The sequence below is a fragment of the Micromonospora sp. NPDC049529 genome, from assembly GCF_055586685.1.
The window spans coordinates 23,805-42,316 of record NZ_JBVJHT010000035.1; the positions used below are offsets into that span (position 1 = coordinate 23,805).

The window sequence follows — 18,512 nt, forward strand, 5'->3', positions numbered from 1 at the left end:
GGGGTCGGAGGTCACCCGTGGGCTGGTACGAACAACCGCGACGGCAGCGGGTCACCGGCGCCCGGCTCGCCCTGCTCGTGGGCGGGTTCCTGGTCAACGTCGGCACCTTCGCGGTGTACCCGTACCTGGCCGTCCTGTTGCGCGAGCGGATGGGCGTCGGGATGGCGCAGGTCGGAATCGTCCTCGGGGCGGCCACGCTGGTGCAGTTCGCCAGCGCGCCGTTCACCGCCGCGTTCGCCGAGCGGGTCGGGCTGAAGCGGGCACTGCTGCTGGCCACGTTCCTGTACGTCCTCGGCGCGGTGGCGTACCTGGCCGGGGGCGGCAGTCCGGCGCTGACCGTACTGGGCCTCTTCCTCAGCTGCGGCGCCGGCGCGCTCTACTCGCCCGCGTACCGGGGGTATCTGGTCCACGCGGCGCCGCCGCAGCGGCGCCCGGCGCTGGTGTCGGCGGGCAACGCCGCCAGCAACCTCGGCATCGCCCTCGGGCCGGTGGTCGGGGCGTTCTTCGTCCATGATCCGGGCCGGTTGTTCGCCGCGAACACGGTGTTGTACGTCGTCCTGGCGGTCGGCCACCTTCTCCTGCGGCCGGAGCGGCCGACCGGGGACGAGCCGGCCGTCGAGCCGTTCCGGCGGGTGCTGCACGGCCTGGCCGGGATGCCGTTCGCGATCACCGCGCTCACCCTCTACCTGCACATGCAGTTCTACCAGTACCTGTCGGTGTACGCCGAGGGTCGCCTGCCCGCCTCGGTCTACGGGGTGGCCATGATGGTCTACTCGCTCGGCCTGGTCGCCGTGCAGCCGCTGGTGGCGCCCTGGGTCGAACGGATCCGGTACCCGGTGGCGATGGCGATCGGCTTCGCCTGCATGGCGTCGGGCATGGTCGCCTTCGCCGGTGGTCGACCGGTCACGGTCGCGGCCGGTGTGCTGGCCCTGAGCATCGGCAACGCGGTCCTGTTCCTCAAGAACGACCTGGAGGCGTTGGCGGGGTCGACCCGCTCCGCCACCGTGACCTTCGGCCAGCAGCGACTGGCCGTCGGTGTCGGCTCGTTCCTCAGCGGCGTGGTCGGCGGCAGCCTGTACGGGCTGTTCGAGCGGGTGGACCTGCTGCCGGGCTTCTGGTTGGCGGTAGCCGCGCAGTGTGTCCTGCTCCCCCCGCTGGTACTGCTGGCCGGCCGCCGGGTGGGCGGGGCGGACCGGCGGGTGACGGCCGGCTCCGGGGTCGCGGGGACCGGCACGGCGGTGCGCGATGTGGTCAGGAGGTTGACGTCGTCGGCTTCTCGTAGACGGTGACATGGGTGCCGGCGCCCCGGTACGGCTCCCGGTGCCAGCCGCCCCACCGGTGGCGGCGTTCCAGCCCGGCGAGACGGGCCATCAGGTCGAGTTCGGTCGGCCAGGCGTAGCGCATGGAGACCGGGGCGAGCCGGATCCCGTCATTGGTGATCAGCACGTGCTGGCCGTCGAAGCGCTGCTGCACGGGGTCGTGCCGGACGGTGACGAGCCGGACGTGGTCATGGTCGACCCGGTGCGCGTCCACGCTCTGGTTGCGCTGGTAGCGGGCCAGGTCCGGGACCAGGCACTCAAGCACGAACCGACCACCGGGCAGCAGGCGCCGGGCGACGTTGGCGAAGCAGCGCACCTGGTCGTCCTGGGTCATCAGGAAGAAGAACGTGGTGAACACGACGAAGACCATCGCGAACCGGTCGTCGGTGCCGGGATCGACGTCCACCATGTCGCCGATGGTGACCGGAATCCGATCCCCGCCGGGCTTGGCCCGCATCCGCGCCACCATCGCCGCCGACGCGTCGATCCCCCGCAGGTCGATGCCGCGCTCGGCCAGGGGAATGGTCACCCGACCGGTGCCCACCGCCAACTCCAGCACCGGTCCGGCCGGTCCCTCCCGGATCAGGTCGGCCAGGCACCGGACCGCGTCGTCGGGGTCGAGATCGGCGTGCCACTCGTCGTAGACGTCGGCGTTGCGGTCGCCGTACGTCTCCGGTCCGTAGTTCTCCATCGCGGTAATCCTCCCGGGCTGTCAGCTGAGTGGACGCATGTCGTGGGTGATCGTTCCGGCGGCGGCCAGCGCGTGGTACAGGCCGAGTTCGGCGGTGGCGCCCTCGGCGAGCACCAGCGCGGTGCATCCGCGCTGGTCGGCGAGGTGGACGATCCGGTCACCGGGCCGGGCGGTGGGGAAGAGCTCGGGATTGCCCGGGAACAGGCCGAGCCGCTGCACGCCCCGCCAGCCGACGAGTGTGCCCGGAGCCGCCGGGTGGAGGAAGATCATGCCGTAGCCGCGCCGGGGCACGACCGGCTCGTCCAGCAGCCGTGGCCGCCGACCCAGGGCGGTGTCGACGATGGCCGCGTACACGTTGACGTCCAGCGCCCGGCACATCATCTCGCCGATCACGGCACCGGCGATGCGGCCGTTGACCTCCACCACCTCGGGCCCGTCGGGGGTGAGGGCGAACTCGGTGTGGGCCACTCCCGCCCGGAACCCCACCGTCGCGAGGACCCGGCCGATCCACTTCTCGAACGAGGCGAGGTCGGCGTCGGGGAAGGCGACCGGGAACGCGACGGCCTCCTCCCGGCGTACCGGTTCCGGGGTGTGCACGTGCACGGCGACGCCGAGCAGCTTCGTGTCGCCCTGCCAGCTGACCGTCTCGGCGCTGTACACCGGTCCGGGAAAGTACGGCTCGGCCACCAGATGGCCGCCGAGCAGCGCGGCCCCTTCCACCTCGCGCGCGGCCCGCCGGAGTTCGTCGTCGTCGCGGATCAGCCAGACCGAGCGGGACGAGGTCCCGGCGGAGTCCTTCACGATGCACGGGTAGCCGAGCGCCGACACGGCTCGCTCGACCGCGTCGGCCCGCGGTGCGACGCCGATCGCGCCGGCCCGGCTCAGCCCGGCCCGGTGCAGGAGGTCGCGGACCACGGCCTTGTCGCGCAGGGTACGGATCGTGTCGCGGCCGAGGGACGGCAGGCCGAACCGGTCGGCGAGTTCCGCGCCCGGCCGGGCCCAGGTGTCGGTCGAGTTGACGAGTCCGGCCAGGTCGGCAATGCCGGCGAGGACCCGGGCACAGGCCTCGGTGTCGAACGTGTCCACCTCGATCACGTCGAGGTCGTCCGGGCCGAGCCGGTCCAGCTCGTGCGCGTAGAACGACCGGTCGCCGGTGAGCAGACAGAGCCGGTGCCCGGCCTCGCCGGCCGCGTCGCGCAACCGGGCCAGTCCGAAGGTGAGTGCTTCGAGCAGCACGATGGTCACGACCCGGCCCCCCGTACGTCGAGCGGGCGGGTGCCCAGGACCAGCAGCCGGTCGGCGTGGTTGTCGTACGGCGTGCCGTCGAACCCGCCGAAGCACCGGATCTCGTCGAACCCGGCGGCGGCCAGCATGGACCGGATCTCGGCGGCGCTGTAGACGAACTGTTCGAAGTGTCCACGGCGGACCGTGTCCCCCCGTACCAGGGTCCAGTCGCTGCGGAACCGGGTCCAGTCGTCGAGGATGGTGTCGCGCATGAACAGCGTGCCGTCGTCGACGTCGATGACCTTCGGGGTGCCGGCCCAGCGGGCGAAGATCTCCTTGCCGAACAGGTCGAGCAGGAGACGCCCACCGGGCACCAGGCTCCGGCGGGCGTTGCGCAGCACGCGCAGGTTCTCCGCCGGGTCGGCGAAGTACCCGAACGACGTGTACATGCTGATCACCAGGTCGTACGAGGTCGGTTCGACGAACTCGCGCATGTCGGCGCGGACCAGGCGGATGTCGACGGCCGCGGTCTCGCCGGCCCGACGGGCCCGATCGAGCATCGGCTCGCTGAGATCGACCCCGGTGACCAGGGCACCCCGGCGGGCCAGCGGCACCGCGTACGTCCCGGGACCGCAGCCGAGGTCGAGCACCCGGACGCCGTCGGGCAGGTCGAGCAGCGGCGAGGTGTCGACCCGGTGCGCCGCTTCCGCCCGGCGTCCGGGTGCGAACAGGGCACCGGCGAAGTCGACCCAGAAGGCGTCGTCTGCGAACCATTCCACCCGGGACCTCCATTGTCGTCGGTCGTTGCCGTGACGTCGGCCGAAACCGTGATCCGTACGCCGCGACACGCACAACAGGTCGTCGGTCCCGCCGGAAAAGTTCCCGCCGGTCGTCGTCCCGCCGGGGTCCGATCGGATTGACGAGCGTCGTTCGGGTCGGAACTAACCCGTGGCCGCGCACGACTCATCTATGGCCGGTCGGTAGCGACCGGAGTGACGTCTCCCCCGACGACACGACATTGAGGGAGGTCCGCCATGCCACCACCGGTCACGTCGATCGCCGCCGCCGCGCTGCACGCCCACATCACCGACGCGGTCAAGGCACCGACTCTGATCCGACTCTCCGACAACGTGGTCCTCGCCCGCTTCGAGACGTTGAAGATCTACGCCGCGCTCGGCGCGGTACGGGCCCTGCTGGACGCGGGCGCGGTGCGGCCGGGTGACACCGTGGTCGACAGTTCGAGCGGGATCTACGCGCTGGCGCTGGCGCAGGTCTGTCACCGCTACGGGTTGCGCTGTCACATCGTCGCGTCGACCACGGTCACCCCGACCATCCGGTCCCAACTGGAGATCCTCGGCGCGACGGTGGACCAGATGCCGCCCGAGGATGACCTGCGGCTGGACCAGCATCGCCGGGTCGCACGCGTACGGGAGCTGCTGCGGACCAATCCCGGCATGCACTGGATGCGGCAGTACCACGACCCGGTGCACTACCTGGGGTACGCCGAACTGGCCGACCTGGTACGCGTGGCGTTGCCCAGCGCACGGCTCACCGTGGTCGCCAGCGTCGGTACCGGTGCGTCCAGCGCCGGTCTGATCGGGCCACTGCGCGTCCACGACCCGTCGGCCCGGCTGGTCGGCGTCCAGCCGTACGGCAGCGTGACCTTCGGCAGCGAGCGGTTCCCGGACCCGGAGGCCATCATCGCCGGCATCGGCAGCGCCATTCCCTTCGACAACGTCCGCCACGACCTCTACGACCAGGTGCACTGGCTCTCCTTCCGGCACGCCATGGCCGGAACGGTCGACCTGTTGCGCGGGCACGCGATCTTCGCCGGGCTCTCCACCGGCGCGGCCTATCTCGCGGCGAACTGGGAGGCGCGGCGACATCCCGAGCGGATCCACGTGGTCATCGGCGCCGACACCGGCCACCGGTACGTGGAGCGGGTCTTCGCCCGCCACCGCGACGCCCCGGATCCCGCCGCCCTCGAACCGACCGAGATCGTCTCGCTCGACGACCTCGCACCGCCGTGGTCGACCATGGCGTGGGCCCGGCGCGCCCAGCCTGCGCCGCCGAGCCACCGGTCGGCGCCGCCGGTCATCGGGCCGGTCGACGGCACGGGTGGCTGAGGCGTGGTCGGGTCGCCGGTGCCCGGATGCTCGACAACGGACCCGTCCCGGTTCCGGGCAGGCCGGCGACGGACCCGACCCGGCGGCCGGGGCGCTGCGGCATCGACGATTTAGCGTGATCGCCCGGAACTACCCGGCAACCGGGAACGACTCTCACTGCGATGGTCGGTTCGCACCGGCTTTCACCGCGATGGTTGGGTACCGCGTTCAGTGGAGGGAGCGAGACAGGGTGCACGGTGTCGGGTAACGGCACGAGTGTCGGGGACATCGCCGAGGTCGACGCCACGGTCCCGGCGGCACCGCCGCGCGGGCCCGGGTCACGTCGGCGGACCGGGTACGTGACGGCGCTGTTCCTGCTGCTCGTTCTCCTGCTGCTGAGCGTCGTCGTGGTACTGGTGGCGCAGGGTTCGATGGCCATACCGATCGGCGAGGTGCTGCGGATCCTCGCCGGTCAGGGCACCGACTCCGAGATCAACCGCACCATCGTCCTGGACGCCCGCCTGCCCAAGGTCGCCGCCGGGCTGCTGGCCGGCTCGGCTCTCGCGGTCGGTGGGGCCCAGATGCAGACCCTCTTCCGCAACCCACTGGCCGACCCGTTCGTGCTCGGGGTCAGCTCCGGCGCGATCCTGGGTGCCGCCATCGTCATCCTGGGCACCGGCGGCGTGGGTTGGCTGGCCGGTCTCGGTGTGGTCAGCCAGCTCGGGGTGACCGGCGCCGCCGTCGCCGGTGCCGCCGTGGTCTTGCTCATCGCCCTGGGTATCGCCCGTCGGGTCGGTGATCCGGTGGTGGTCCTGGTCGTCGGGGTGATGCTCGGCTACCTGGCCGGGGCCCTGGTCGACGTGCTCGTCTACTACACCGACCCGGACCGGTTGCAGGCGCTGGCCACCTTCACCCGGGGATCGGTCCGGAACGTGACCTGGCACGAACTGCGGGTCATCGCCGTCGCCTGCGCCGCCGTCCTCGGGCTGTCGATCTTTCTCGCCCAGCCCCTGAACGCCCTCCTGCTCGGCGAGCGGTACGCCGGCAGTCTGGGGGTCAACGTCCGTCGGGTCCACCTCCTCTGCCTGACCAGCGTGGCCGTGCTCTCCGGGGTGACCACCGCCTACTGTGGTGCGATCGGTTTCGTCGGTCTCGCCGCACCCCACCTGGCGCGCGGGCTCCTGCGCACCGCCGACCACCGGCTGGTCCTCCCGGCCAGCGCCCTCATCGGGGCGGTCATCGTGCTCGTCGCCGAGTACCTGGCCGGCGGGAACGGGCTGACCAGCACCTCACTGCCGCTCAACTCGGTGACCGCGTTCGTCGGTGCGCCGGTCATCCTCTGGGTGCTCCTGTCCGGGCGGGTGAGGCGCGGATGACCGACACGCCCCCACCGGCCCTGCAGGCGCTCGGGGTGGACGCGGGCTACCGACGGCGGCGTCGACACCCCGCCGTCACCGTGCTGCGCGACGTCCACCTGACCGCCCGCCCCGGCGAGCTGATCACGTTGATCGGCCCCAACGGCGCGGGAAAGTCGACCCTGTTGCGTACGCTCGTCGGCGCCCAGGCCCCGCTGGCCGGCCGGATCCTGCTGGACGGGCACGACCTCGCGACCCTCTCGGCCCGCCGCCGCGCCCAACGGCTCGCCGTCGTGCTGACCGAGCCCGTCGACGTGGGACTGATGAGCGTCGAGGCGGTGGTGCGGCTGGGCCGGATGCCGTTCCGGTCCTGGTCCGGTCGGGACGCGGCACGCGACCGCGCGGCGGTCGACCGGGCACTGGCCGACGCCGGTGTCGAGGACCTGCGCCACCGCTCGCTGCGCGACCTGTCCGACGGTGAACGGCAGCGGGTCATGGTGGCGCGGGCGCTGGCCCAGGAGCCGGCCGTGCTGGTGCTGGACGAACCCACGGCCTTCCTCGACGTCGCCCGTCGGATCGAACTCGCGGCGATGCTGACCAGGCTCACCGCGACCACGGGCGCGGCGATCATCCTGTCCACCCACGACCTCGGTTTCGCGCTGCGCCGCGCCGACCAGGTGTGGCTGGTCAACGCCGACGCGACCATCGAGGCCAGCGCACCGGAGGACCTCGCCTACGACGGTGCCATCGCCCGTACCTTCGCCGGGGAGAACATGTCCTTCGACGACGCCGCGGCCACCGTCGTCGTCGCCGACAACGGCGTACCGGAGGCGATGGTGCACGTGGTCGCCGACGGGCGGCTGCGCCAGTGGGCCGAGCACGCCGTACGACGGGCCGGCTGGACCCCCACCGCCGACACCTCCGGGCCCGTCCTGCGGGTCGAACCCGGTACGCCGTGCCGTTGGCGGGTCGACGGGGCGCAGCTACCGGACACCACCGGTGTGGGCTTCGACGCCCTCGTCACCCACCTGCGCCGCTGCCCCAGACCGGCTCCCCGCAGCACCCGGACACGACAGCGGCAGCCCGTCGACTGACACCGCCACCCGCCGGGCCGCGAATGCGGAGGCGGCGTCCGGCGTACGCGTGGCCGCCAGTAGGTCGGCGACCCGCACCAGCCAGCCCATGGACGAACAGGAGAGCACCACCGTGAAGAACCTCAACCGTTCGGCCGCCGCCCTGCTGGCCCTGACGCTCACCCTCACCGGGTGCGACGCCTCCGGCCCCGGCGCCGCCGGGGACCGGGCGGGCGCCGACGGCTGCGTCACCGACTATGTCGAGGGGCGGGACTACTTCCCGGACAAGAGCACCGTGGACGAGTCCGATCTGTGGGACATCACGTACCACGGCTCGTACAAGACCATCACGTTGACCGACACCGAGAGCAGCGGCGGTGACGGGCTGACGTACGTGCTCCACCAGTGCGGTACGCCGAAGCCGGCGGCCAGCGGCGACCTGGCCGACGCGCTGTTCGTGCAGGTCCCGGTCACCAACGTGGCGGTCACCTCGTTCAACGCGCTGGCCATGGTGGACCGGCTGGGCCGCAACGACACCATCACCGCGCTCAGCGGTCAACTCCTGGGCAACGGCAAGAAGGACGAGTGGTACGCCGGAGTGATCAAGGACGCGGGCGAGCCGATGTCGATCGGCGAGTACACCGATCTGAACCGCGAGGTGGTCCTCGGCCTGAAGAACCAGATCATCCTGATGTCCGGGTTCGGGCAGGGATTCGACGACATCACCAACGCCCGCGCCGCCGGCCTGCCCGCGGTGAGCGTCTCCAACCGGATGGAACGCCACGCCCTGGCCTCGGCCGAATGGATCAAGATGGTGGCGGCCTTCTACAACGCGGAGGCGGCGGCCAACGCCGAGTTCGACACCATCAGGTCCCGGTTCGGTGAGGTCGTGACGACCGTCTCCGGCAAGGTCGACAACCGCAGGGTCGGATACCTCTGCATCACCCCCGAACGGGCCTGCGAGTTCGTCTACGCACACGGCGACGAGACCCTGGTCGGGCGCCTCTTCGCCCAGCTCGGCGTGAGCAACGTCTTCGCCCGCGACAACGGCGCGCCCAACGGTCGACCGTACGACTTCGAGGAGGGCGTCGGCACCGGCGCCGCCGCGGACTTCTTCGCCGTCTACGACCCGATGAAGATGACCCTGGACACGCTCGGGGCGGACCAGCGGATGCAGCAGTTCCAGCCGTTCAGGACGGGCAGCTTCGTGGCCGGGGTCGACCGGAACTTCGAGGAGTGCCGCGCCAAGACGTACCTGGACGTGGACGTGCTCATCCGGGACTTCGCGCTCGGCCTCGCCCCCGAGCTGTTCCCCGGCGTACGGGGCACCTGCTTCGCCCGCTCCTCCTGACCGGGCCGGCGCGGGCACCGGGCAGCGGCTCGGTCGACGGGGACGGGTGTGCCCTACGACGCAGAACGGAGGGCTCCATGCAGTGACCACCAACCGGGGCATAACGTGCAGGGTATGACCGATCTGATGCCTGCGGTGGGGTACCGCCGGAACCTCCCGATCAGCGACCCGGAGAGCCTCGTCGACGCCGAGCTTCCGGTGCCCGTACCGGGACCGAACGACCTGCTGGTGCGGGTCGAGGCGGTGTCGGTGAACCCGGCCGACGCCAAGGTCCGGACGAACGTCGACCCGGGCGACGGATTGAAGGTGCTCGGCTTCGACGCGGCCGGTGTGGTGGTCGCGGTGGGGTCCGGGGTCACCCGGTTCACGGTCGGTGACGAGGTCTACTACGCCGGGTCGATCGGCCGTTCCGGCAGCAATGCCCGGTTCCAGGCGGTGGACGAGCACGTGGTCGGGCACAAGCCGGAAACGCTTTCCTTCGCCGAGGCGGCGGCTCTGCCGCTGACCACCATCACCGCCTGGGAGACCCTGTTCGACTCGTTCGCCCTGACCGAGGGGAGCACCGGCACGCTGCTGGTGCTCGGGGCGGCCGGCGGTGTCGGCTCGATGGTGATCCAGCTGGCGCGGGTCCTCACCGACCTCACCGTCGTCGCCACCGCCTCCCGGCCCGAGTCCCGCCGGTGGGCGGAGGATCTCGGTGCCCACCACGTGGTCGACCACCGGGACCTGGTCGCCTCGGTCCGCGCGGTCGCCCCGGCCGGGGTCGACTACCTGATCAGCCCGTTCACGGCCGGCAACATCGAGCGGTACGCCGAGATCGTCCGTCCCCGGGGCCACATCGTCGCCATCGACGAGCCGGAGGGCCTGGAGCTGCTGCCACTCAAGGCCAAGAGCATCAGCTGGCACTGGGAGTTCATGTTCAGCCGGCCGCTGTTCCTGCCGACCGACCCGACCCAGCACGACCTGCTGGAGCAGACCGCGCGCCTGGTCGACCAGGGCCGGATCCGGACGACGCTGACGACCCGGCTCGGTCCGATCGACGCGGCGAGCCTGCGTCACGCGCACGAACTGGTGGAAAGCTCCGCGACCATCGGCAAGGTGGTGGTCGCCGGCTGGCCGACAGCCGTGCGGTAGTCGAGGTGCTCGACCCGTACGGTCGCTGTTCACCAGCCGCAGGCCCATTGTCACCGGTCTTTGCGTCGGCCGGCTTCCGTCCGCTCAGCTCTTCCCTCCGGGACGTGGATCGATAGCATTCGGTCGGTCGGGCGGCGCGCGGAGGGCAGATGTCGGATGTCTGGGACGGCATAAGGTCCCATTGGGAAAGTGTCCGACACGCCGTCGAGAGCGGCAACGGGGCGAACGGGAGCCCGGTCCAGGGTGCCACCGTGGTCGGGACCGGCAGGCCCGGTCTCGCGATCAACCCGATCACCATCACCGGCATCCCCGGCGCCGGCAAGACCGTCTTCTACCAGGCGCTGGCCCAGAGTCTGCGCAGTGGAGACCCGGACAGCACCCGAAGCCGGGACATCGAGAAGCACATGATCCGGCTGATGTCCGGCAGCTGGCGGAATCGGGCCGCGGTCACGGTGATTCCCGGCCAGGACTCCCAGGAGCGGGAACGGGCCATGGACGACACGATGCGTGGCGACGCGTCACCGCACGGGCTCGTCTACTTCACCTGCTGGGGGCACAACAAGATCTGGCAGCGCAGCGACCAGCGCGAAGTCGCGGAACGCCTCGGTGAGGGTGGGCGCGTGGTGGACGAGGACGCGGTCCGTGGCTGGCACCTCAACAAGGAGCTGATGGACTTCCGGGCGTTGACCGACGACATCATCGACAGCCGGGTGGCGAAACGACTGCGCTGGCTGATCGTCGCCGTGTCCAAGGTGGACCTGTACTGGGACCGGCTCGACGAGGCCCGTGACTACTACATCCCGGGACCGCAGGATCGCCGGTCGCCCTTCGGCGAGCTCCTGCGCGACCTGGAGATCGAGACGTCGTTGCGGCTGGCCGTCCTGCCGATGGGCTCCCGGGTGATCCGTCACCAGTTCCTGCCCGGCCTGCCGTCCAGGACGTCGCAGTTGGACGACGCGCAGCTCGGCGTCCTTCGGGCCAACTTCAGCGGCAGCCTGAACGGGTTCATCACCTCCGGCCAGGACGGCCGGAGGTGACCGCTCTGGACAGCGGGGCGGCGTTCTTCGGCCTGCTCGACCTCTCCGAGCGGCGGCTGAACGCCGTCGAACACCTGCGGACCAGGTTGAGGTGGCTGCGCGGGCTCTGGGCCGGGCTGGCCCTCGTCGCGCTGCTGGTGCCGTTCGGGGTCCTGACGGGCGTACGCGACTCGGGGCCGGCCTCCACCGGCTGGCTCGTCGGCGCGGCGGTGGCGGCGGCGGGTGTCTTCGCGTTGTGGCTGTTCGTCCTGCGCCCGGCCGACCTGCGGCTCGCGGCGGACGAGCGGCGCATGGTCGCCGACGTGAACCGGCTCCGTGAGGTGTACGCCCACTTCGCCCGGCGCGAGGAGTGGGAGGAGGAGTTGATCCGTTCCGTCCGGCAGCGACTCTCCGCGTTCCCCATCCAGGTGAGAGGGCAGAGGTAGATCGTGAGAGGTTGGATACGGATTTCCGCCTTCGTCGCCATCCCGGCGCTGCTGGTGACGGCGATCGGCGCGGTGCTGGCCCAACGCCGACCCGGTCATTTCAAGGACACCTTCGAGAGTCAGTGGGACGCGATTCTCGGCTCCGTCACGCTGTTGATCATCGGAGTGATCGGGCTCGTCTTCGGACTGAGTCTCTGCCTGGCCGTGCTGGGCGCGTACCAGGCCGACAACGTACGCAGAGGGTCGGTGCTGGCGACGCTCGGCCTCGTCGTCGCCCTCGTGGGCGCGACGCTGTTGTGGATGGTGTTGGTGCCGTGACGCGGTGCGGCCCGGCCGGGCGCGGCGGGCCGACGCGGTTCAGCGGGTCGCGTCCGGGTGCCCCGGCATGCTGGAGCCGCCGCCGCTGCTGCCCGAGGAGCCGCCGGCCACGCCGGACGAGTCGTCCTCGGTGACGATGTCCGGCCGGATGTCGGTGCCCTCCGGCGCCGGCACCTCGGTGTCGGCCGACACCTGGGGCAGTGGCGCCCGGCCGGCCTCGTCCTCGGCGTGCTCCGGGTCGACCGGAGACTCACCCTCGCGTACCCGATATCCCACGATCCGCCCCCTGCCCGTTGGGTCCCGACCCGCCCGCCTACCCGCGCCGGTACCGCCGAAACGCGCCGGCCGACCCCGGTCGGTACCGGTATCCACCACGAATCGCGCGGCGCCCATTCCGTGCCCGGTGTCCGAATTCCGGCAGCGCCCATTCTGTGCCCGGTGTCCGAATTCCGGTGGATCACGCCGTGGGGGTGGCGGTTCCGGCGGAGGTCACACCGTCGAGCCTCGCCCGGACGGATCTCGCGGTGGGATGAGCCGGATCCCGGATGGTGGCCAGGGCCAGCTCCCAGGTGGTACGGGCGGCGTCGTGATCGCCCGCGGCCTGCTGGGTGTCGCCCAGGTGGTGCAGCACCATTGCCTCGTAGTTGCGGTCGCCCATCAGTCGTGACTCATGGATGGCCTGCTGGTAGTGCGTCACCGCCTCGGCGTACTCGCCGAGGTGGTGGTGGGCGTGGCCGAGGGTGTGGGCCGCGCCGGCGGCGCCGACCACGTCCCCGACCTCCCGCAGTACGGGCAGCGCCTGCCGGCAGTAGCGCAGCGCCTGTCGATGCTCGCCGAGCCGGGTGTGCGCCCAGCCCAGTGCGGCGAGGGCGCGGGCCGCACCCTTCCGGTCGCCGGTCGTCTCGCTGAGCACGAGCGCCTGTTGCGCGTGGTGCAGCGCCTCCTGCGGCCGGCCCTGGCGGATGACCGTGTGGGTCAGGTTCTGGCAGGTGCGGCTCTGCCCGCGCACGTCGCCCAGCTCGACGAAGAGCCTCAGCGCCTCGACGAGATGCCGGTGCGCCTGGTCGAGCTGGCCGCACTGGGCGGAGGCGATCGCCAGGCCGTTGAGATTGCGCGCGTACGCTGCGACGTCGCCGTCGCGCAGCGCGGCCCGGGTCGCGGTTGTCTGGAGCGCGAGCATGGTTTCCGGGGACGCGCGGCGTTGCAGGTACGAGTTGATCGACCAGGCCAGTTGCCAGGCGTGCCGGTCGAATCCGTGTTCGCCCGCCTGGGCGACGGCCGCGAGGATGACCGGTTCCTCCGCGGTGAACCAGGCGAAGGCGTGGGACAGGTCCACCAGCGGTTCGGGGGTCACCCCGTCCTGCGGGGCCGGCAGGGTGATCGGATCCCGATGGGGCATCAGCAGGCCGTCGCCGGTGTGGGCGGTGTGCAGATAGTGGTCGAAGAGGCGGTGCAGGGCGTCCCGGCGGGTGCCGGGATCGTCCTCGACGAGTTCGGCGGCGTACGCGCGAAGGAGATCGTGGCAGGTGTAGCGGCCGGGGATCTGCTCGGTGAGCAGGTGGGCGTGACCGAGGTCGGCCAGCAGCGGGCGGACCTGCCGCACCGACAGGCCGGCCAGGCTCGCCGCGGCGGGGGCGGTGACGTCCGGGCCGGGGTGCACGCTCAGCAGCCGGAAGAGCCGGGCCGCGTCCGGGGACAGAGCCCGGTACGACCAGGAGAAGACGGTACGGGCGTTGATCGCCGCTTCCGGCCCGCTGAACGCGTCGAGGGTGCCGTGGGTGGCGCGCAGTTGGGCCGCGACCGCGGCCAGTGTGAAGCCGGGACGGGTGGCGACGCGGGCGGTCACGATCGCCAGCGCCAGTGGTAGACCCGCGCAGAGCGCGATGATCTCGTCGGCGGCGTCGGGCTCCGCGACGAGGCGGTGCGCGCCGATGCGACGGGCCACGAAGTCGTGGGCCTCCGCCTCCGACAACAGACCCAGGGGCAGGGGGTGTGCCCCGTTGGTGGCGACCAGGCCGGCGAGGTCGTTGCGGCTGGTGACGATCACCAGGCAGCCGGGGGCGCCCGGTAGCAGGGGGCGGACCTGGTCGGCGTCGCGGGCGTTGTCCAGCAGGACGAGCATGCGTCGGCCGGCGATCCGGCTGCGGTAGAGGGCGGCCTGCGCGTCGAGCCCGACGGGAATGTCCCGACGGGGTACGCCCAGGGCGGTGACCAGGTGCTGCAACGCCTCGCCGGGCTGCGTCACCTGGCCGGTCGGGTCGAATCCACGCAGGTTGAGATAGAGCTGACCGTCGGGATACTGGGCGGCGACCTGGTGGGCCAGGTGCACCGCGAAGGTGGTCTTGCCGACGCCGGCCATGCCCCCGATCGCGCTGATCACCCCTGTGCCGGTCGATGTCGCCTCGGTCGGTAGCGCCAGCGCCCAGGCGAGTTCGGTCCGGCGGCCGGTGAAGGTGGGCAGATCCGCCGGAAGTTGGGCCGGGGGCAGGACGGTCGCGATCGGGGTGGTCGGTTCCCCGTCCCCGGTCGGCGGGTCCTCGGCCGGCCGGGTCTGGTCGGGCGGTCTCCCCGGCGTCCCGGCGCGGGTGGTCTGCCGGAGCGCGGCCTCGTGGGCCGCCACCAGTTCGGGACCGGGATCCAGGCCGAGTTCCTCGGCCAGCCGGTCGCGCAGCCTCCGGTAGATGTCGAGGGCCTCGGCCTGATGTCCCGCCGTGGCCAGTGCGCGCAGGAGCCGGGCCTGGAGTGGTTCGTCGAACGGAGCCTGGTCGGCTGCCTGCCGTACCGCCGCCAGGAGTCGATCGGAGGCGACGGTGGTGCCGGCGAGGTCCGCCGCCTCCCGGGCCGTGTCCAGGTACTCCCGGTCGAGTGCGGTGAACACGGGGTGGTTGCGCACCCGTGGGTCGATTCCGCCGGGGCCGGTGCCCTGCCACATTTCGAGGGCCCGGGTGAACAGTTGGACCGCCCCGGCCACCTGACCGTGGCCGGCGGTCGTCCGGGCCTGGTGGACGAGTTGCCGGAACCTCAGCAGGTCCAGCGTGTCGGCGTCGACGTCGAGTCGGTAGCCACCGGCCGAACGGATCAGCCACCGGCCGGGGGAACGCGTGGTCAACCGTGGTTCGAGGGCGCGGCGGAGAAAACCCACGTTTCGGTGCACCGTGTTGACCGCGCTACCCGGCGGTTGCTCACCCCACACCACGTCCACGATCTCGGCCAGGCTGACCGGTTGGCCCGCCCGCGCGAGAAGCAGTGCCAGCATGGTCCGCTGCTGCGGGCCGCCCAGGTCGATCTCCCGATCGTGCCGGAGCACCCGTACGGGGCCGAGCAGGGTGAACCACAATCGTTCCTCAGACAGCTGAGCTGCCCTCCCTCCCGCGCCTCCCCGCAATCGGGGATCACGGGTCCGAGGGCAGCGTATGTCATTTATGCCTCCCGAACCGGCGCCGGGCACCGCTGGTGGCGTCGCCGACGGGTGGGCCGCCGACAAGTTTTCGTCCACCGTTTGTCAACAAGCGGCGCCGTACGTTGTCTTCGAACCTGACGGTTCGCCGGTGGCGGCCTGCGGGTCCGGCGCGGCCCGGGCGGTCGCGGACGCGGACCTGCCGCACCTGGAGCGGCTCGACCTCGTCGACGTCGCCGACAGCCGGGCCGTCACCACCCCCACACGAGCACTGAACGGGTAGGAACATGTCGAGACCGATCGTCTTCATCCACGGGCTCTGGCTGCACGCCACCTCCTGGCAGCCATGGATCGACCATTTCGCGGCGAACGGCTACCCGGGCCTCGCTCCCGGCTGGCCGGGTGACGGGGAGACCGTCGAGGCCACCCGCGCGAACCCCGACGCCCTCGCCGGGCACGGGATCGACGATGTGGTCGCCCACTACGCGGCCGTCATCGAGGGGCTGCCGACCAAGCCGATCCTCGTCGGGCACTCGTTCGGCGGCATGATCGCGCAGAAGCTGCTCGGTCTCGACCTCGGCGTCGCCGCGATCGCCATCGACGCCGCCCAGATCAAGGGCGTGCTGCCGCTTCCGCTGTCGGCGCTGCGCTCCGGCTTCCCGGTGCTCGGCAACCCGGCCAACAAGAACAGGGCCGTCTCGCTGACCGCCGAACAGTTCCGGTACGCCTTCGGCAACGCCGTCTCCGAGCAGGAGTCGCTGGCGCTGTACGACCGCTGGTCGATTCCCGCCCCCGGCAAGCCGCTGTTCGAGGCGGCCGCGGCGAACTTCAACCCGCACTCGCCCGCCAAGGTGAACACCGGCAACGAGTCGCGCGGGCCGCTGCTGCTGATCGCCGGTGGCAAGGACCACACCGTGCCGGAGGCGGTGGTGCGCGCCACCCTCAAGCAGTACCGCCACTCGCACGCGGTAACCGACATCATCGATTTTCCGGACAAAGCACACTCCCTGACGATCGACTCCGGATGGCGTGAGGTCGCGGACACGTCGCTGTCGTGGCTGAAGGGACAGGACCTGTGAGGGGCATCTCCACCGCGCGGGCATGGGGGCTGGCCGGTGCGGCCGCGGTACTCGTCGCCGGGGCACTGGTCGCCCCCACCACCTTCGCCGCCGCCGGGGGCCGGGACAACAGCGGTCCGGGGCATTCCGCGACCGCCGACAGCCGGCTGCCCCAGGGCTTCACCGAGCAGCGCACGCGCGTCGGCGAGATCGGCATCAACTACGTACGCGGTGGCCACGGCCCGACCCTGGTGCTCCTGCACGGGTACCCGGAGACCTGGTACGAGTGGCACGAGATCATGCCGGAGCTCGCTAAGCGCTACACGGTCGTGGCGCCGGACCTGCGCGGTGCCGGCAAGAGCGACGCCCCGGCCGGGGGCTACGACAAGAAGACGATGGCCGCGGACGTGTACGGCCTGCTGAGCAAGATCGGCCTGAACCGGGACATCCGGCTCGTCGGCCACGACATCGGCACCATGGTCGCGTACGCGTACGCCGCGGCGCATCCGACCGAGGTGAGGAAGCTGGTGCTGAGCGAGGCACCGATCCCCGACGAGGGGATCTACTCCTTCCCGGCACTGACGGCCGACGGTCCGGGACCGTGGCAGTTCGGCTTCTTCCTCCTGCGCAACGGCCTGCCCGAGCAGGTCGTCGACGGCCGGGAAGAGCAGTGGGTGCAGGGCTTCACCGACCACATCGAGGTGGTCAAGGACGGTGTCGACGAGACCGACGTCAAGGTCTTCGCCAAGTACCTGAAGGACGACGCCCACCTCCGGGCATCCTTCGAGTGGTTCCGCGCCTTCCCGACCGACATCGCCGACAACGCGGTGAACAAGAAGACGCCGTTGCCGATGCCCGTGCTCGCCATCGGCGCGAGCAACAGCCTCAAGGACGTCGTCGAAACGCAGGTGCAGCAGTACGCGACGAACGTCACCGGCGTGGTCATCGCGAACTCCGGTCACTGGATCTACGAGGAACACCCGGAAGAGATGACCGCACGTCTGCTCGCCTTCCTCCGATAGACACGCGGGTGCCGCGCCGTCATGCGTCGGCCGCGGCACCCCGCCTCCACGAACGGATCACCCATGGATCTTCAGCTCTCCGGCCGGACCGCGCTGGTCACCGGCGCCAGCAGGGGTATCGGGCTGGCGATCGTCCGGGCGCTCGTCGCCGAGGGCGCGATCGTCGTCGCGGCGGCCCGTACGACCACGCCGGAACTCGCCGCGCTCGCCGACACGGGACGCGTACACCCGGTCAACGTCGACCTGGGCACCCCGGACGGGCCGGCCGCGCTGGTCGAGGCCGGCACCGCCCTGGTCGGCGGCCGGCTGGACATCCTCGTCAACAACGTCGGAGCCGTACGTCCACGAGTCGGCGGCTTCCTGTCGGTGACCGACGACGACTGGCTGGACACGTTCACCATCAACTTCCTCGCCGCGGTCCGCACCACCCGTGCGGCGCTGCCCGCGCTGCTGCGCGGTGGCGGGTCAATCGTGACGATCAACTCGGTCAACTCATCGCTACCGGATCCGCTGGTCATCGACTACAGCGCGGCCAAGGCGGCTCTGGCGAACTTCTCCAAGTCGCTGTCGAAGGAGGTCGGCCCGCGCGGGGTGCGGGTCAACACGATCAGCCCCGGCCCGGTCGAGACCGACCTGTGGCTGGGTGCGGGCGGGGTCGCCGAGACGGTCGGCGGCGCGAACGACCTCCCACCCGCGCAGGTCGCCAAGGGCGCGGTCAGCGGCACGGCAACCGGACGGTTCACCCGGCCGGAGGAGGTGGCGGACCTGGTGCTGCTCCTGGCCGGCGGGCGGGCCACGAATGTCACCGGTGCCGACATCATCATCGACGGCGGCCTCATCACCACGCTCTGACGCGGTGGATCGACCCTTCGGAAGGAGCGGTCGACGGGGGACCGCGACGGGGGGAACCGGACGCGGGGGGGGGGGGGGGGGGGGGGGGGGGGGGGGGGGGGGGGGGGGGGGGGGGGGGGGGGGGGGGGGGGGGGGGGGGGGGGGGGGGGGG

Annotated in this window: 18 protein-coding genes; 13 read left to right on the forward strand and 5 right to left on the reverse strand. The window is 71.5% G+C overall.

Going from position 1 to position 18,512, the window contains the following annotated elements; translation table 11 throughout:
• Positions 1-17 precede the first annotated feature (17 nt).
• Positions 18-1,289, forward strand: coding sequence for an MFS transporter (locus ACZ6QQ_RS36115; protein ID WP_465882487.1), 1,272 nt, complete (start codon positions 18-20; stop codon positions 1,287-1,289).
• Here ACZ6QQ_RS36115 and ACZ6QQ_RS36120 read toward each other — a convergent pair.
• The 3 genes from ACZ6QQ_RS36120 to ACZ6QQ_RS36130 are packed head-to-tail and all read right to left on the reverse strand — an operon-like array spanning position 1,252 to position 4,013.
• Positions 1,252-2,010 (reverse strand): class I SAM-dependent DNA methyltransferase, encoded by a 759-nt coding sequence (locus ACZ6QQ_RS36120; protein ID WP_465882489.1) that lies wholly within the window; start codon positions 2,008-2,010, stop codon positions 1,252-1,254. The two genes, ACZ6QQ_RS36115 and ACZ6QQ_RS36120, sit on opposite strands and share 38 nt — an antisense overlap.
• A gap of 21 nt (positions 2,011-2,031) precedes the next feature.
• Positions 2,032-3,255, reverse strand: a complete 1,224-nt coding sequence (locus ACZ6QQ_RS36125) for an ATP-grasp domain-containing protein (protein WP_465882490.1) — start codon at positions 3,253-3,255, stop codon at positions 2,032-2,034.
• The gene (locus tag ACZ6QQ_RS36130) at positions 3,252-4,013 is read right to left on the reverse strand and encodes a class I SAM-dependent methyltransferase (RefSeq protein WP_465882491.1); all 762 of its coding nucleotides are present in this window, start codon (positions 4,011-4,013) and stop codon (positions 3,252-3,254) included. Before ACZ6QQ_RS36130 ends, ACZ6QQ_RS36125 begins: the two co-directional genes overlap by 4 nt.
• A gap of 255 nt (positions 4,014-4,268) precedes the next feature.
• Here ACZ6QQ_RS36130 and ACZ6QQ_RS36135 point away from each other — a divergent pair, with 255 nt between their 5' ends.
• The 8 genes from ACZ6QQ_RS36135 (at position 4,269) to ACZ6QQ_RS36170 (ending at position 12,032) form a co-directional block, all read left to right on the forward strand.
• The gene (locus ACZ6QQ_RS36135; protein ID WP_465882493.1) at positions 4,269-5,360 is read left to right on the forward strand and encodes a pyridoxal-phosphate dependent enzyme; all 1,092 of its coding nucleotides are present in this window, start codon (positions 4,269-4,271) and stop codon (positions 5,358-5,360) included.
• Positions 5,361-5,596: 236 nt separating this feature from the next.
• A complete protein-coding gene (locus ACZ6QQ_RS36140) occupies positions 5,597-6,715 on the forward strand; it encodes a FecCD family ABC transporter permease (RefSeq protein WP_465882494.1) in 1,119 nt (372 codons plus the stop codon).
• Positions 6,712-7,788 carry an ABC transporter ATP-binding protein gene (locus ACZ6QQ_RS36145; protein ID WP_465882495.1) on the forward strand — a complete coding sequence of 359 codons (1,077 nt, stop codon included), beginning with the start codon at positions 6,712-6,714 and terminating at the stop codon, positions 7,786-7,788. The genes ACZ6QQ_RS36140 and ACZ6QQ_RS36145 overlap by 4 nt, the downstream gene beginning before the upstream one ends.
• Positions 7,789-7,876: 88 nt before the next feature.
• Complete coding sequence (locus ACZ6QQ_RS36150) at positions 7,877-9,118, forward strand: ABC transporter substrate-binding protein (RefSeq protein ID WP_465882497.1); 1,242 nt, start codon at positions 7,877-7,879, stop codon at positions 9,116-9,118.
• A gap of 114 nt (positions 9,119-9,232) precedes the next feature.
• The gene (locus tag ACZ6QQ_RS36155; RefSeq protein WP_465882499.1) at positions 9,233-10,252 is read left to right on the forward strand and encodes a zinc-binding alcohol dehydrogenase family protein; all 1,020 of its coding nucleotides are present in this window, start codon (positions 9,233-9,235) and stop codon (positions 10,250-10,252) included.
• Between the two features lie 251 nt (positions 10,253-10,503).
• The gene (locus tag ACZ6QQ_RS36160; protein ID WP_465882500.1) at positions 10,504-11,289 is read left to right on the forward strand and encodes a hypothetical protein; all 786 of its coding nucleotides are present in this window, start codon (positions 10,504-10,506) and stop codon (positions 11,287-11,289) included.
• Entirely contained in the window at positions 11,286-11,714 is a 429-nt protein-coding gene (locus ACZ6QQ_RS36165; protein WP_465882501.1) for a hypothetical protein, read from the forward strand. The genes ACZ6QQ_RS36160 and ACZ6QQ_RS36165 overlap by 4 nt, the downstream gene beginning before the upstream one ends.
• Before the next feature lie 3 nt (positions 11,715-11,717).
• Complete coding sequence (locus ACZ6QQ_RS36170; RefSeq protein WP_465882502.1) at positions 11,718-12,032, forward strand: hypothetical protein; 315 nt, start codon at positions 11,718-11,720, stop codon at positions 12,030-12,032.
• A 39-nt stretch (positions 12,033-12,071) separates the two neighbouring features.
• Here ACZ6QQ_RS36170 and ACZ6QQ_RS36175 read toward each other — a convergent pair whose 3' ends face one another.
• The gene (locus ACZ6QQ_RS36175) at positions 12,072-12,308 is read right to left on the reverse strand and encodes a preprotein translocase YidC (protein ID WP_465882503.1); all 237 of its coding nucleotides are present in this window, start codon (positions 12,306-12,308) and stop codon (positions 12,072-12,074) included.
• Between the two features lie 181 nt (positions 12,309-12,489).
• Positions 12,490-15,369 carry an AfsR/SARP family transcriptional regulator gene (locus tag ACZ6QQ_RS36180; RefSeq protein WP_465882505.1) on the reverse strand — a complete coding sequence of 960 codons (2,880 nt, stop codon included), beginning with the start codon at positions 15,367-15,369 and terminating at the stop codon, positions 12,490-12,492.
• A 211-nt stretch (positions 15,370-15,580) separates the two neighbouring features.
• Between ACZ6QQ_RS36180 and ACZ6QQ_RS36185 the strand changes: the two genes are divergently transcribed.
• The 4 genes from ACZ6QQ_RS36185 to ACZ6QQ_RS36200 all read left to right on the forward strand — a co-directional run bounded on the left by ACZ6QQ_RS36185 (position 15,581) and on the right by ACZ6QQ_RS36200 (position 18,361).
• Entirely contained in the window at positions 15,581-15,712 is a 132-nt protein-coding gene (locus ACZ6QQ_RS36185; protein ID WP_465882506.1) for a hypothetical protein, read from the forward strand.
• Between the two features lie 4 nt (positions 15,713-15,716).
• A complete protein-coding gene (locus ACZ6QQ_RS36190) occupies positions 15,717-16,508 on the forward strand; it encodes an alpha/beta hydrolase (protein WP_465882509.1) in 792 nt (263 codons plus the stop codon).
• Positions 16,505-17,509: an alpha/beta fold hydrolase gene (locus ACZ6QQ_RS36195; protein WP_465882510.1), complete on the forward strand. Its 1,005-nt coding sequence runs from the start codon at positions 16,505-16,507 to the stop codon at positions 17,507-17,509. The genes ACZ6QQ_RS36190 and ACZ6QQ_RS36195 overlap by 4 nt, the downstream gene beginning before the upstream one ends.
• A 63-nt stretch (positions 17,510-17,572) precedes the next feature.
• Entirely contained in the window at positions 17,573-18,361 is a 789-nt protein-coding gene (locus tag ACZ6QQ_RS36200) for an SDR family NAD(P)-dependent oxidoreductase (RefSeq protein ID WP_465882512.1), read from the forward strand.
• Positions 18,362-18,512 lie beyond the last annotated feature (151 nt).